13 protein-coding genes and 1 pseudogene are annotated in these 13,476 nt (G+C 63.9%); 6 read left to right on the forward strand and 8 right to left on the reverse strand.

Features of this window, described 5'->3' with window-relative positions; all coding sequences use genetic code 11:
- Positions 1–43 precede the first annotated feature (43 nt).
- From priS to E2L06_RS07330, 4 genes are all read left to right on the forward strand, one after another.
- Positions 44–1,219, forward strand: a complete 1,176-nt coding sequence (priS, locus tag E2L06_RS07315; protein ID WP_138780045.1) for a DNA primase small subunit PriS — start codon at positions 44–46, stop codon at positions 1,217–1,219.
- Positions 1,216–2,169 (forward strand): hypothetical protein, encoded by a 954-nt coding sequence (locus E2L06_RS07320; protein WP_138780047.1) that lies wholly within the window; start codon positions 1,216–1,218, stop codon positions 2,167–2,169. Before priS ends, E2L06_RS07320 begins: the two co-directional genes overlap by 4 nt.
- Before the next feature lie 226 nt (positions 2,170–2,395).
- Positions 2,396–2,869, forward strand: coding sequence for a thioredoxin-dependent thiol peroxidase (gene bcp, locus E2L06_RS07325; RefSeq protein WP_138780049.1), 474 nt, complete (start codon positions 2,396–2,398; stop codon positions 2,867–2,869).
- Positions 2,870–3,263: 394 nt separating this feature from the next.
- Positions 3,264–4,346, forward strand: a complete 1,083-nt coding sequence (locus tag E2L06_RS07330) for a mechanosensitive ion channel family protein (protein ID WP_249361378.1) — start codon at positions 3,264–3,266, stop codon at positions 4,344–4,346.
- Between the two features lie 144 nt (positions 4,347–4,490).
- Here E2L06_RS07330 and E2L06_RS07335 read toward each other — a convergent pair.
- Together E2L06_RS07335 and E2L06_RS07340 are read right to left on the reverse strand one after the other, a co-directional pair.
- A pseudogene (locus tag E2L06_RS07335) lies at positions 4,491–6,751 on the reverse strand (CDC48 family AAA ATPase).
- Entirely contained in the window at positions 6,748–6,996 is a 249-nt protein-coding gene (locus E2L06_RS07340) for an Hsp20/alpha crystallin family protein (RefSeq protein ID WP_138780053.1), read from the reverse strand. The pseudogene E2L06_RS07335 and the gene E2L06_RS07340 overlap by 4 nt, the downstream one beginning before the upstream one ends.
- Before the next feature lie 234 nt (positions 6,997–7,230).
- On the opposite strand from E2L06_RS07340, the gene E2L06_RS07345 reads away from it, so the two are divergent.
- Complete coding sequence (locus tag E2L06_RS07345) at positions 7,231–8,007, forward strand: alpha/beta fold hydrolase (RefSeq protein WP_138780055.1); 777 nt, start codon at positions 7,231–7,233, stop codon at positions 8,005–8,007.
- 87 nt (positions 8,008–8,094) lie between these two features.
- Here the strand turns inward: E2L06_RS07345 and E2L06_RS07350 are convergent, their stop codons facing one another.
- Both E2L06_RS07350 and panB read right to left on the reverse strand, forming a co-directional pair.
- Positions 8,095–8,289, reverse strand: a complete 195-nt coding sequence (locus E2L06_RS07350) for a hypothetical protein (RefSeq protein WP_138780057.1) — start codon at positions 8,287–8,289, stop codon at positions 8,095–8,097.
- A 208-nt stretch (positions 8,290–8,497) separates the two neighbouring features.
- Complete coding sequence (panB, locus tag E2L06_RS07355) at positions 8,498–9,310, reverse strand: 3-methyl-2-oxobutanoate hydroxymethyltransferase (RefSeq protein WP_138780059.1); 813 nt, start codon at positions 9,308–9,310, stop codon at positions 8,498–8,500.
- 103 nt (positions 9,311–9,413) lie between these two features.
- Here panB and E2L06_RS07360 point away from each other — a divergent pair, with 103 nt between their 5' ends.
- Positions 9,414–9,647 carry a DUF5822 domain-containing protein gene (locus tag E2L06_RS07360; protein WP_138780061.1) on the forward strand — a complete coding sequence of 78 codons (234 nt, stop codon included), beginning with the start codon at positions 9,414–9,416 and terminating at the stop codon, positions 9,645–9,647.
- A gap of 106 nt (positions 9,648–9,753) precedes the next feature.
- Here the strand turns inward: E2L06_RS07360 and E2L06_RS07365 are convergent, their stop codons facing one another.
- The 4 genes from E2L06_RS07365 to E2L06_RS07380 all read right to left on the reverse strand — a co-directional run bounded on the left by E2L06_RS07365 (position 9,754) and on the right by E2L06_RS07380 (position 13,473).
- On the reverse strand, positions 9,754–10,293 hold the full coding sequence (locus E2L06_RS07365; RefSeq protein ID WP_138780063.1) for an HAD family hydrolase: 540 nt from the start codon (positions 10,291–10,293) through the stop codon (positions 9,754–9,756).
- A gap of 53 nt (positions 10,294–10,346) precedes the next feature.
- Entirely contained in the window at positions 10,347–11,264 is a 918-nt protein-coding gene (locus E2L06_RS07370) for a dihydrodipicolinate synthase family protein (RefSeq protein WP_138780065.1), read from the reverse strand.
- 56 nt (positions 11,265–11,320) lie between these two features.
- Positions 11,321–12,001 carry a helix-turn-helix domain-containing protein gene (locus E2L06_RS07375; RefSeq protein WP_138780067.1) on the reverse strand — a complete coding sequence of 227 codons (681 nt, stop codon included), beginning with the start codon at positions 11,999–12,001 and terminating at the stop codon, positions 11,321–11,323.
- Between the two features lie 200 nt (positions 12,002–12,201).
- Positions 12,202–13,473 carry an HAD family hydrolase gene (locus E2L06_RS07380; protein WP_138780069.1) on the reverse strand — a complete coding sequence of 424 codons (1,272 nt, stop codon included), beginning with the start codon at positions 13,471–13,473 and terminating at the stop codon, positions 12,202–12,204.
- Positions 13,474–13,476: the final 3 nt, after the last annotated feature.

The following is a 13,476-nucleotide window of genomic DNA, read 5'->3' on the forward strand; positions in this document are numbered from 1 at the left end:
TCCAATACAGTTATACCGGACCCACGATGAGTAGGCGAAGCGTATGGAAGAGCGAACGAGGGCCTATCTTCGCGGGCGATTTCGCGATCACTACCGACGAACGGAGATCACGCCGCCGCCCGCGGCCAACGAACGCGAGTGGGGCTATATCCCGTGGACAGACGGCCCGGATACGACGATGGTCCGTCACCGTTCGCTGCTCGAGTTAGGCGATCTCTCGGAGTTTCTCGTCCGCAAGCGGCCGCGCCACGTCTACTTCTCCGCGGGGCGCTTTCGCGACCCCGGCGCGAGTTCGATGCACGAAAAAGATTGGCAATCCGCGGACCTCGTCTTCGACTTAGACGCCGACCACCTGCCGTCGGTCACGCTCGGCGAGGACAGCTACGCCGAGATGCTCGCCAAATGTAAGGACGCCCTCGGTCGTCTCCTCGAGTTCCTCGAGGACGACTTCGCCTTCGAGGACCTCGAGATCGTCTTTTCCGGTGGGCGGGGCTATCACGTCCACGTCCGCGACGAGAACGTCCTGCACTTAGAGCGGGAACACCGTCGCGAGATCGTCGACTACGTCCGCGGTATCGGTCTCGAGTACGACGACCTGATCGAGACCGAAACCGTCGCCGGCCTGGGGCGAAAGACCCCGACCGAGCGCCGCACCCTCCAGATCGAGGGCGGCTGGGGGGCTCGCATCCACGACCACTTCATGGCCTTCATCGACGAGCTGCTCGAAATGGAGGAGGACGCAGCCCTCGAGCGCCTGCAGGCGTTCGACGGCATCGGCGAGGGGAAAGCGACGGCGACGCTGAACGCGGCCCGCAACAACCGCGAGGGACTCGAGGCGGGCAACATTACCGTTCACACCGCGGTCGCACAGTTAGCCGAGCGGTTCGCGAGCAAAGCCGTCGAGCGAGACAACGCACCCATCGACGAACCCGTCACGACCGACACGAACCGGCTCATCCGGCTGCCCGGCAGCCTCCACGGTGGCAGCGGGCTGAAAACGGTCCGCCTCGCACGCGACGAAATCGACGATTTCGACCCGCTCGTCGACGCCGTCCCCGAAACCTTCGTCGGCCACGAGATCACCGTCGACGTTACCGACGGCGGCGAGGTCGAACTTTGTGGAGATAGCTTTACAGTCGCGGAGGGAGACCAAACACTACCCGAATACGTCGCCGTGTTCCTGATGGCACGCGGCCGCGCCGAGAAGGAGAAAGAATGAATCTAGACGAGCTGCGTTCGGTCCAGAGCAAGGAGCGAAAGAAGGACAGCCTCCAGAACTTGCGCCCCTCGTTCTATCAGGAGGTCGGCGAGTACATCGCCGACCTGGAGGACGAACGCGACCGCGTCGCCGAGGGGGCCGAAGATCCATTTTCCTCGCCCGAAGTCGGCCGGCTGACCGACGAGATCGAGACCGCCAAGGACGTCGTCGAGGCGATCTACGAGCGCCGCATGGGTAAACTCGTCAAGCAGGCCAGTCTCGCCGCGGCTGGCATGGCCGCCGACGACGAGGGGCTGACCGCCGAAGAAGCGGACCTCTTCGATGACCTCATCGACCGCATCAGCGCGAACAAAAGTCGAGTGCTGGATGTCCTCGAGGGCGTCGAGGAACCGCCCACCGAGGGCAGAGCCGACGCGACCGCGGCGGCTGACGAGTCGACACACCTCGACTCACACTCGCCCGAGCCAGCACCCGACCAGCCGCCTGCTGACGACGCTCCACCCACCCCGCCGGAAGAGCCACCGGCAGACATCGATCCCACCACTGGCGAGGATCCAGCAGGAGACGCCTCGAGCGGTGTCTCACCCGCGGATGTCATGGGCGGGGACGATCCGCCGATCAGTGGTGCGGACGGGGCCGATGGAGACGCTATGGCCGATTCGGCAGCGGCCAGTCCGTCGCAGTCAGCAGAACGTGCGGCTGCTATCGACGGCGCTGACTCGAACGCTGACGCTGCCGGCTCGACAGCCGCGGAATCCGACGCTGATTCGTCTGCTGACAGGGAGGGTGCTGCCGTCGATCGCACGACCGTCCGGATTACCCGCGACATCGGCGAGATCCTCGGCGTCGACGACCGCGAGTACACCCTGACCAGCGACGACATCGTCACGCTACCGGAGCAAAACGCCGCGCCGCTCGTCGATCGGGAGGCGGCCGAACGCCTCGAATAACGAGTTGTGACTGCGGGAGCTACTGTTGCCCACCAGTCAGTGGCGACGCGATCACGCGAGATGGCGCGTCGCTGACAACGATCGTTTGCGTCTGATGAATGGATAACCCTGTTTGTCCAACAAACCCAACATAATTTCCGATAGTGGACTACTTGTCAACCAGTCTCCCACATAGTTTCCGATAGTGAACCATAACACATACAACTGCTGTCGCTAACTCCGAGGCATGCTTGATATCGGTGACGAGGCACCACCGTTCGAACTGCCAAACCAGCACGGCGAGACGGTCAGCCACTCGGATTTCGAGGGCCAACGGCTCGTCATCTACTTCTATCCGCGCGCGAACACGGACGGATGCACCACTGAAGCCTGCGAGTTCAACGACGTGCTCTCGACGTTTGCAGCCCGCGACGTGGCCGTCGTTGGCATCAGTGACGATCCCGTCGACGACCTTGCCGATTTCGCAGCCGACTACGACCTCGAGTTCGATCTCCTCTCGGACGAACTCGGCGAAGTCGCGACGTTGTACGAGTCCTACGGTGAGAAACGAATGTTCGGCAAGACCTTCGATGGCGTCTTCCGCAACACCTACGTCGTCGGTCCCGACGGCCACATCGAGGCAGTTTACGAGGGTGTCTCGCCCGAGGGCCACGCCGACGAGGTGCTGGCGGCGCTCGAGCCGGTCGACGCAGTCCACTGAGACTGATACTGCCGGACAGAACGACGTGACGACCGGTTGCGCTGCTGCGGCCGTCACCGGTGAAGACGGCCGCGAATCAGCGAGCGACTTCGTATTGACTGCTGTCCGACAGTATGAATCACAGTCAGTCGTGGTCGAAACCCGCGATCTGCCCTACAGGGGCGTTGGGATCTCGTGACGGCACCCTCTGTGAGCGAACACAGTCACCTATCCTTTTGCGAGACTCTCTGGCGGATCAATACGTTCTTCCACGTGACCGACTGTTCTTGACCCAATCGTGTCCATCACCGAGTAAACCGAACCGATTTTACCGCCGCTCGAGTCGATTACGACGACGGAGGCACGGCTGGCATCGACGGTTGCCGTTCTCGTCGTCGCCATCGTCGGCGGGTTCGTGGTCGCACCGGCGCTCGTGCGGCGGTTCGTGACGGTCGCTGGTGACCGACTCGAGGAGAGCGACGTGGGCTCGGTTCTCGCGGTCCTCGATGGACTGGCCGACGTTCCGTTTCCGATGCGGGCAGTGATCCGATCGCTACAAGCGACCGTGTTGCTCGCGACGGGACTGGTGTTGCTCGTCATCTGGGGGTACGGATGGCTCGCAGCTCTCGTGGTCTCGGTGCTTACAACAGTGGTTCCACTCGTCGCGCGAGTCGCGCTGACAGTCACGCTCATCAGCGGTGCGGTGATCGGGACGCGGTATCTCGAACAGCAACTCGACGAGTGGCTCGCCAACGCGAACTACGTGAGCGCCCATCAGGAGGGGGTCGTCTTCCGCGTGTTGCAGGTGACGATCTTTATCGCGGTCGGGTTGGCCGCGCTGTCGTTGTGGCAGATCAACCTCAGTGGCTTGCTCGTCGGGGCGGGATTCCTCGGCATCGTCATGGGGATGGCAGCCCAACAGACGTTGGGGTCGCTGATCGCCGGCTTCGTCCTGATGTTCTCTCGCCCGTTCGAGATCGGTGACTGGGTCCAGGTCGCCGATCATGAGGGACTCGTCGTCGACATTACGATCATCAACACCCGGATCCGAAGCTTCGACGGCGAAATCATCGTACTGCCAAACGATAAGGTTTCGAGCGCGACGGTCGTCAACCGGACGAAACGAAACCGGTTGCGACTCCGACTCGAGGTCGGCGTCGACTACGAGACCGATCTCGAACACGCCGAAGCCATCGCCCGCGAGGCGCTCGAGGGGATCGATGACGTGTCGCCAGCCCCGAAACCACAGGTCGTTCCGACGTCGTTCGACGATTCAGCCATCACGCTCGAGTGTCGGTTCTGGATCAAACAGCCGAACGTACACAAGAAATGGACGACGATTCAGGCGGCGGTTCACGCGCTCAAAGCCGCCTTCGACCGCGAGGGAGTCGCCATCCCGTACCCACAGCGGACGGTTGGAACCCGTGCTGAAGGCGGCTTTCGGATTCCCGACGCCCAGGACGGCGATACCGAACTCACGTATTCCGACCGCGACTGACCGTCCACGGCCGTAGCTACGGTCTCCCGTGTTGGCAGCCGCTCGAGAGCGCCGGCACCACCTCCTGAAAATACAGCCACTGAAAGCGATCGCAGTCGCGCTCGAGGGGTGGCGGAAAAACCGGGCGGGCCGCAACGGTCGTCCTTACTGGAAGGTTCGGCCGAGTTGTTCGTCCTGGGTCGGTTCGGCCTGCTGGAACTCCTCTTCGAGCTCTTCGTACTGCTCGCGCGTCTCGGGGGTCACGCTCGGGTTGACCTCCTCTAAGGCGTGCTCGAAGTGGTCCTTGCTGATGCGGACGTTGCCGAGCGTGTCGTCCATCTCGTCGGGGTCGACCGAGTTGATGAACTCGCGGCTGGCGGCCATCGAGGCTTCACGGCAGACCGCTTCGATGTCGGCACCGACGTAACCCTCGGTCTCACTGGCGAGCCACTCGAGGTCGACCGCGTCGGCTAGCGGCTTGCCGCGGGTGTGGACCTCGAAGATCTTCTTGCGGCCGTCCTCGTCGGGGACCGGCACGTGGACGTGACGGTCGAGTCGGCCGGGCCGGAGCAGGGCGCTGTCGATCAGGTCCGGGCGGTTGGTCGTCGCGATGACGACGACGTCCTCGAGTTCCTCGAGTCCGTCGAGTTCGGTCAGCAGCTGGGAGACGACGCGTTCGCCGACGCCGGAGTCACCCTGGCGCTGACCGCGTTCGCCCGCGATCGAGTCGATCTCGTCGAAGAAGATCACGGTCGGCGCGTTCGACCGTGCCTTCTCGAAGACCTCGCGGACGCCCTTCTCGGACTCGCCGACGTACTTGTTGAGCAGTTCAGGGCCCTTGATCGAGATGAAGTTCGACTGGGCCTCGTTGGCGACCGCCTTCGCGAGCAGGGTCTTCCCGGTGCCCGGTGGACCGTACATGAGTACGCCCTTGGCGGCCTCCATGTCTAGTTGCTCGAAGACTTCGGGGTAGTCGAGCGGCCACTGGATCGTCTCGCGCAAGCGCTCTTTGGTATCGCCCAGTCCACCGACGTCGTTCCACGTGACGTCGGGGACCTCGACGAAGACCTCGCGCATCGCGGAGGGCTGGATGCCCTTGAGTGCCTCCTTGAAGTCATCCTCGCCGACCTCCAGCGACTCGAGGACGTCGGCGTCGATCTCCTCGGACTCTAAGTCGAGTTCGGGCCGGATGCGCCGGAGCGCGTTCATGGCGCTCTCGCGGGCCAGGCTCTCTAAGTCAGCCCCGACGAAGCCGTGCGTGTTCTCGGCGTAGTGCTCGAGATCGATGGACTCATCGAGGGGCATCCCGCGGGTGTGGACCTGCAGGATCTCCTTGCGGCCTTCCTTGTCCGGCACACCGATCTCGATCTCGCGGTCGAAGCGTCCGCCACGCCGGAGCGCGGGGTCGAGCGCGTCGACGCGGTTGGTCGCGCCGATGACGGTGACGCGGCCCCGTTCCTCGAGGCCGTCCATCAGGCTGAGGAGCTGGGCGACGACGCGGCGTTCGACGTCACCGCCGGCCTCCTCGCGCTTGGCGGCGATGGAGTCGAGTTCGTCGATGAAGATGATCGCGGGCGCGTTCTCTTCTGCCTCCTCGAAGACCTCGCGGAGTTGCTCCTCGCTTTCACCATAGTACTTCGACATGATCTCCGGACCGGAGATCGTCTCGAAGTGGGCGTCGATCTCGTTGGCGACGGCTTTCGCCATCAGGGTCTTCCCGGTGCCCGGCGGGCCGTGCAGGAGGACGCCCTTCGGTGGCTCGATGCCGAGCTGCTGGAACAGTTCGGGGTGGCGCATCGGCAACTCGATCATCTCGCGGACCTGATCGAGTTCCTCGTCTAAGCCGCCGATGTCCTCGTAGGTGACGTTCGGGACGCCTTCGGCCGACGGACCGCCGCCGGCGCTGACCTGTTCGGCTGGCGTCTCGGAGATCTCGATGCTCGTCGAGTCCGTGATGACGACGGTGCCCGACGGTGAGCTGCTCGCGATCTTCAGCGGGACCGACTGACCGGAGCTGGCCATCGGCCCGAACGACAGCGAGAACGGTACCGTCTGGCCCTCTGTGACGGCCTGACCACTTAGCTTGTCACGGACAAGTGGGCCGATATCCCCCGAATGCGGAGGTTCTGTGGCAGCGCGACGGTAACCGACTTGGCGGGTTTGACGTCGGCGGGCTCGACGCTGACGGTGTCGTCGATCCCGACATCGGCTTCCTGTCGGAGGCGACCGTCGATCCGGACGATTCCGCGTCCCTCGTCTTCGGGGTAGCCGGGCCAGACGCGCGCGACGGCCTGCCCGTCACCGTTGCCCGAGATGACGATGTAGTCGCCGTTCTCGAGGTCGAGTTCGTTCATCGAGACGCGGTCGATCGCGGCCAGTCCGCGACCGGCATCCTTCTGCTTGAGTGGCTTGACGGTGAGTTTCATCGTTCGTCCTCCAGTTCGACAGTGAGCACGCCATTTTTCATAAACGTGTGCGCGTCTTCGACGCTGTCGGGAAGATCGATCTCGTATTGGTCGTCAGCGACGACGATGATGACGGTATCGTCGACGACATCGACCGAGGCGTCAGTCGCCTCGGTGCCGAAGTCGACGGCCATCACCGTCGCGTCGTCGTACTCGTACCGACGGGCTAACTGCCCCTCGTCCCGGGTGAATTGATCGAGATTCATGCTTCAACTAACCCAAGGTAAGCACTAGAGATATATAAATATTTCGCCGACAATCGCAAGACGGGACCGAACTACTGAGAGAGTCCTCTGTTTGCGGTTCACAGCGAGGCATGACGGTTTTCGGTCGAGCCGTTCTGTCCGTTGGTTGATCCAGTCCGTGTCAATCTCTGCTGCTGGCGGTCGCCGGTCAGCCGTGGTTCGAGCCTTTATATCCGTTCCGCTCGTTCATCATGTATGGAAACGGTATCACACAACGATCGGGACACGGCATACGAAGTCGTCGACCGGGGCGGTGACGGACCGCCGCTCTGTTTCATCCATGGGGCTGGTGGATCACACGAGGTCTGGAACGGCCAGCACGCACTCGCCGATCGGTACCCGATCGTCACGCTCGACCTGAGCGGGCACGGCGAATCGGACGATGTCGACGCGAGCGCCGGCTACACTGCGCTGTCAGCCTATGCCGACGACGTACTGGCCGTCGTCGACGAGACCGATGCGGCGGTCCTCGTCGGGAACTCGCTTGGCGGTGCTATCGTCTTACACACCTTGCTCGAGCGCGAGTTCGATCCCGCGGCGGCCGTACTGACGGGAACCGGCGCTCGTCTCGGCGTTCTCGAGGATCTGTTGCAGTGGCTCGAATCGGACTTCGATCAGGCCGTCGAGTTCCTCCACGGGCCGGATCGACTCTTTCACGATCCCGATCCAAAAGTGCGCGAGCGCTCGATGGCACAGATGTACGACACCGGGCAGGCGGTCACGCAGCGGGACTTCCTGACGAGCCACGAGTTCGACGTTCGTGATCGGGTCGGCGAGATCGACACCCCTTCGCTTGCGGTGTACGGCGAGTACGACCAGTTGACGCCACCGTGGTTTCACGAGTACCTCGCCGACGAGATCGACGAGTGCGAGCTGGCCGAAATCGACGATGCGGCGCATCTGGCGATGGTCGAACAGCCGGCGGCGTTCAACGAGGCCGTCGACGAGTTTCTGACTGGGACCCTCGAGTAGGGGGCGGCCAGACAGCATACGGGGCGAGCGATGTGGGAGACGCGCTGGTACCGGAGATACCCGGCGACACATCGCCTGTGCCGTGAACTACTGCCGTGCCTCGAGGGAGACGAACGAATCGGCAGTGGCGGTGATCCACTGCGTCGCGGCCGCGTTCTCGTCGGCATACTGTGGGAACATCGTACACACCGCCACGTCATCCTGCTCGACGGTGATGTGCTGGAGCGACGACGTGCGTTCGGTGGTCGATTCGGGCGTAACTCCCATCTGTGAATCGTGCATGGGTGCGATCCTCGCGTTGTAGCTGCACCTCCACCGTCCGAATATATAAACACTGGCCCTATATCGACACTATACCTATATGCTATATTATCACATTATAATTGCAGCGCGAACGCGATCCGACCGCCTGCCACCGGCGATCGATTCACGGCCGGCCTGCCGAGGAGATTCCGTGCAGCGGGACAGGCTCGCGGATGACGACCGACAGTCAGTAGAGGTCTTCGAGATCGCCTTCCTCGTGGCTGTGTTCCTCAGCGGGGAACGCACCGTCTTCGACGGCCGACACGTAGTCGTCGACGGCTGACTCCATCTCCGCACGGACGTTGCCGAACTGTTTCGAAAACGAGGGAGCCCACTCGCTCAGGCCGACGACGTCGTCGATGACGAGCACCTGCCCGTCACAGTCCGGCCCGGCACCGATCCCGATCGTCGGGATATCCAGCGCCTGTGTCACGTTGGCTGCGAGGTTCGCAGGGACGTGTTCTAAAACGAGTGAGAACGCACCCGCATCCTCGTGGGCCTCAGCCAGTTCGAGAATGCGTTCGGCGGCTTCCTGTTCGGTCCCTTGACGCGGATAGCCGCCGTACTGATTGACGTGCTGGGGCGTCAGTCCGAGGTGGGCCATTACGGGAATGCCGAGCTGGACCAGCTTCGCGGTCAGGTCGACGGTGTGGGGACCACACTCGAGCTTGACCGCCTGTGCGTCGGCCTCTTTGAGCATCCGGCCGGCGTTCTCGATGCTGTCGGACTCGTCGACGCCGATCGAGAGAAACGGCATGTCGGCGACGACGAGGGCGTCGTCGGTTACACGCGCGACCGCTGCGGTGTGGCGTACCATGTCGTCGACAGTGACCGGCAGCGTCGTCTCGTACCCAAGACTCGTGTTGCCGAGGCTGTCGCCGACGAGGATGATGTCGGTGCCGGCCTCGTCGACGATCGCCGCCGTCGGCGCGTCGTAGGCCGTCAACATCGTGATCGGCTCGTCACCCGCCTTCGCTTTGAGATCCCGCACGGTAGGCATACCCATAGGTTCGTGTCCGATGATTAAACGTCGTTGTTCTCGCGTCGGCGTCGCGTGGGCCACACCCGCGGCGCTTAAGAGGACCGGGTTGCCATACTCGAGCGTGCCTGAACGCGTCGAAACGACCACACCCGACGGCGTCGACTACGCCTGGGTCATGCAGATGACCTTCGTCATCACGATCCTGATCGGCGCGCCGATCGTCGCCGTACTGTCGACGACCGCAACCCTCCCGACATGGATGGACCGCGCCGAGTTTGCGATCCGGGTCGGGGCCCCGGTCTGGCTGGTCACGTCGCTCATCGTGTTTGCCTACGCGAAACGAAACCAGACGTAGTCGACCCGAATACTCGACCCGCCTCTCGTACGGACTCCTGTCAGTGGGTGCCGGTGAGACCGCAGGGCGATCGCGGTTCCTCCGGACATCGTGACAGCAGACCGTCTCACACGCCCGACGGCCCCTCACCGACGTATTCGAAGTCGACGCCTGCCCGTTTTGCGGTCTGCTGGTCTCGCGCGGAGTCGCCGACGAAGAGCGCTCGTTCGGGGTCGGCCCCAAGTCGGCTGACGGTCGCGAGCAACGGTTCCGGGTTCGGCTTCCACGTCTCGACCGTATCACGACCGACGACGGCATCGACCGCTGGGGAGAGGGCGTGTTCCTCGAGCGCGATCCGACAGGCCCGCTCGCAGTTGAGCGAACAGACGCCTGCCGGCAGCGACCGCTCGAGAAGGTCGTCGGCGTGGGCGAGTCGGGCCGACGTTCGTGCCCCGTCGTGTTCGTGGGTCGCGATGGCGGCCTCGACGTCCGTTGCCAGTCCGACGTCGCTGGCTGTCTCGAGCATTCCCCAGAGTCCGTCACCCGGCGGCTCGATGTCCGCACGGTGATAGATCTCCCGAACGTCGACGGCGACGGCCTCCCAGTCGACGTCGAGCTCGACGAGCGTTCCGTCCAGATCGTAGACGACGGCGTCGTATCCGGTCACGAACGTGAGTACGGGCGGGACGTGAATATACTGTTCGCCGACAGCCGACCAACCTAGAGCCCAGCGAGGTCCAGTTCCTCGAGTTGCTCGCGCATTTCTTGCGCGGACTCGTCGTCTTTCAGCCGCAGCGGACTCCGCAACGGGCCGGCGTCGAAGTCGCGCATGCGCAGCGCCGTTTTGACGCCGGACATATACGCCCCGCCGGTCTTGAGCGCGTTTCGTACCTGAAAGATCGTGCTCTGGAGTTCGCGTGCGCGGTCCTCGTCGCCCGCATCGTAGGCCTCGTAGCAGTCGACGACGAGTTCCGGGAAGACGTTCGCGACGGCGCTGACCGCGCCCGAGCAGCCCACCTCGAGCCCGGTGAAGACCAGCGAGTCCGAGCCGGCGAGGAAGGTTAAGTCGGGATTAGCGTCGATCGCCTGGGCGAGCCACGGCACGTTCTTGCTCGAGTCTTTGACGCCGGCGACGGTGTCGATCGCTGCGAGTTCGGACAGTGTCTCGAGGGACAGCTCGTTGCCGGTCTTGCTCGGGATGTGATAGATGTAGACCGGCAGGGAGACGGCCGCGGCGACCCGCCGGTAGTGCTCTATGGCCCCCTCGTGGTCCAGTGGGTAGTAGTACGGCGTGACGACGACGATCCCGTCCGCACCGACGGATTCTGCGTGTTCGGCGTGGGCGACGGTCCGATAGGTACTCGGCGCGCCGACGCCGGCGATGACCGGCACCTCGCCGCCGACTTCCTCGACGACGGCCTCGACAACTTGATCGCGCTCCGTGCCCGACAACAGTGGGAATTCTCCGTTAGTCCCAAGCGGGAAGACGCCGTGAGCGCCGCGGTCGACGACGAACCGGGCGTGGGCGGCCGTCCCCTCGTAGTCGACCGACTCCTCGTCTCTGAACGCGGTGACGGTCGGGGGAACGACACCGTGAAGTGACAGCGGATCGGCAGCGCCGGGATCGTGGTGTGACATACCGCGTTCTCCGTCGAGCACGGTCAAAAAACGCCCGCCGGCTCTCGCACTCGTCGTCAGTCCGGGGTCGCGATCTCGCTTGCCGACTCGTCTATCCGTTCGCCCGCGAGGACGCGGTTCGCCCGTCGCAGCCGCTCGGAGAGCGCCTGATGGGAGATGTCGAGTTCGTTCGCGAGTTCCTCGAGCGAGATCTCGCGTGGCACGTCGTAGTAGCCCTGCCGGTAGGCTTCTGCGATCGCCTCCTGCTGGGGTTCGGTCAGCGCTGCCGTCGTCTCGAACTGCTCGTCCTGCCCGGCTTCGACCATGCGTCTGACATCGATACTGACACCGTGGTCTTCGATCGCTGTGACGGCCGTTGCCAGCTCCTCGCGATGGGGAAAGAGCAGCCGGAGCGTCCACTGCTCGTCGCGGACGTGTGCGTCGAGGACCGTGCCGTCGTGGCTGTAGACACACCGACAGACCGACTCGGCGGTCTCGGCGTACTCGAGCCGGTAGAACAGGTCGCCGTCGGCGGTGCGCTCGAGTAACTGCCGATACTCGGCGACGGTCGAATCCGACTCGAGGGCCGGCTCGAGTGCGTCGGGATCGACGTTCGAGAACCAGACGAGCGGTGCGGTCCGGGCCGGCCCCTCCGCGACGACGCTTTCGACGCGAACCTCGAGGGCCGGCCGTTGCTCGACTGTCTGTGCAAGTGCGAACTCGGCCACCGAAAGCGAGAGTTCTGCGATCGTCGTCATCAGTAATGTACCTCGTGGTGTCGAAGCCGGTCGGCGAACGACGCCACTGTCGTGGTCGCGCTGAGACAATAGAGGGCGCGAATCGAATTGATGGACCGGCCTTTGTGTGCCGGCAGTTTAAGCGAGCACGTCACGAGTCGTGACGGTCTGAACACCGCTGTGGAACGGGAATGCCGGCGGTCCCGGTCCGAGATTGCTGCTTAGCTGAGCCGAGCCAGCCGGTTGAGCGCGTACACCGTCCGGAGCACGTCGACGCTTTTCCCGCGGTCGAAGACGAGTTCGTCCGTCTCGAGGACGTGTTCCAGGGTGTCCTGGGAGGCGTGTTCCGGGGCAGCCGCGATGCCGGCATCGTTTTCGGCGACCCACTGCATCACGCGGAGGTCGCTCTTGGAGTCGCCCATCACGAGCGCGAACGGGTCGTCGACTCCGAGCACGTCCAGTGCGCGCTCGACGCCGACCACCTTGTTTAACTCGAGGCTACCGATTTCGGCCGCGTCGGCCTCGTAGTAGGCGACGTCGATCCGCTCTAAGACTGCTGCGAGCGCGTCGGGGATCGTGTCGTCATCGAGGTCGGGGTAGGACCCCTCGCTCTCGAGGACCGCCCTGATTTCGGGGTCCTGTGCGGCGTAGAAGGCGCGGGTCCAGTCGGTGATCGTCTCGTCGTCGAGTGCCGACTCGCCGTCACCGTCGCCGTTCTCGAGGGCGTCTCCAACGGCGTCGGCCAGCAGATCGATGAGATAGACCAGCGCCTCGTCGATGATCTCGCGGGCATCCGCGGAGCCGGTCTCGTAGTTGGGCTTCATCGTGACGTTGAACTCGTTGCCCTGCAGGTGACAGCCACGCCGAAGGTCCTCGGGTGCTTCGGGCAGCACGCGCGAGCGCACATCGTCGAAGACGGTCCGGATCTCCTCCTCGAGGTCCTCGTAGAGCAACTGCTTCGTGTCCGCGCCGTGGCCCGGCGTGAACACGCCCGTTCCCGCCTCGTAGACGATCGAGAGGTCACCCGAGTGGACGATCTCACTGCCCAGCCCCTGGATCGCGAATCCCTTGACGTTCTCGAGGGTCTGGCCCGTACAGATGACGATCGGGACGCCGGCGTCGTAGAACTCGGTCAGCAAGTGCAGCGTCTCGCGGGGGATCTCGTTGTCGGTCCCACCCGCAGAGCGCAGCGTCTCGTCGACGTCGAGGACGAGGACGTTGACCGCCCGGCCGTACTTCGCCTCGAGATCGAGCGCAGTGAAGGCCTGATCGCGGGTCGCGCGGGCGGCGATCTCCGCGAACGTCTCGCCGGCTGCAAACGACGACCGGATCTCGTCTTTTCGCTCCTCGAGTTCCTCGGTCGCCCCTTGCCAGTGCTCGAGGGCGACCCGGGAGTCGACGGCCGGGAAGACGTCGACGAACTCCTGAAACTCCCGTAAGGTCTTCGTGTCGTACTCGTCGTAGAGCTGGTAGACGAGATCGTATCGCTCCATGGA

The organism is Haloterrigena sp. H1 (assembly GCF_005938085.1).
GTDB lineage: Archaea > Halobacteriota > Halobacteria > Halobacteriales > Natrialbaceae > Natrinema.

What these genes read in the sequence shown, in the direction of transcription:
- E2L06_RS07380 (WP_138780069.1), bottom strand. Translation starts at nt 13,473, where the DNA reads ATGGAGCGATACGATCTCGTCTACCAGCTCTACGACGAGTACGACACG.
- priS (WP_138780045.1), top strand. Translation starts at nt 44, where the DNA reads ATGGAAGAGCGAACGAGGGCCTATCTTCGCGGGCGATTTCGCGATCAC.
- E2L06_RS07375 (WP_138780067.1), bottom strand. Translation starts at nt 12,001, where the DNA reads ATGACGACGATCGCAGAACTCTCGCTTTCGGTGGCCGAGTTCGCACTT.
- bcp (WP_138780049.1), top strand. Translation starts at nt 2,396, where the DNA reads ATGCTTGATATCGGTGACGAGGCACCACCGTTCGAACTGCCAAACCAG.
- E2L06_RS07345 (WP_138780055.1), top strand. Translation starts at nt 7,231, where the DNA reads ATGGAAACGGTATCACACAACGATCGGGACACGGCATACGAAGTCGTC.
- E2L06_RS07370 (WP_138780065.1), bottom strand. Translation starts at nt 11,264, where the DNA reads ATGTCACACCACGATCCCGGCGCTGCCGATCCGCTGTCACTTCACGGT.
- E2L06_RS07350 (WP_138780057.1), bottom strand. Translation starts at nt 8,289, where the DNA reads ATGCACGATTCACAGATGGGAGTTACGCCCGAATCGACCACCGAACGC.
- E2L06_RS07340 (WP_138780053.1), bottom strand. Translation starts at nt 6,996, where the DNA reads ATGAATCTCGATCAATTCACCCGGGACGAGGGGCAGTTAGCCCGTCGG.
- E2L06_RS07320 (WP_138780047.1), top strand. Translation starts at nt 1,216, where the DNA reads ATGAATCTAGACGAGCTGCGTTCGGTCCAGAGCAAGGAGCGAAAGAAG.
- panB (WP_138780059.1), bottom strand. Translation starts at nt 9,310, where the DNA reads ATGCCTACCGTGCGGGATCTCAAAGCGAAGGCGGGTGACGAGCCGATC.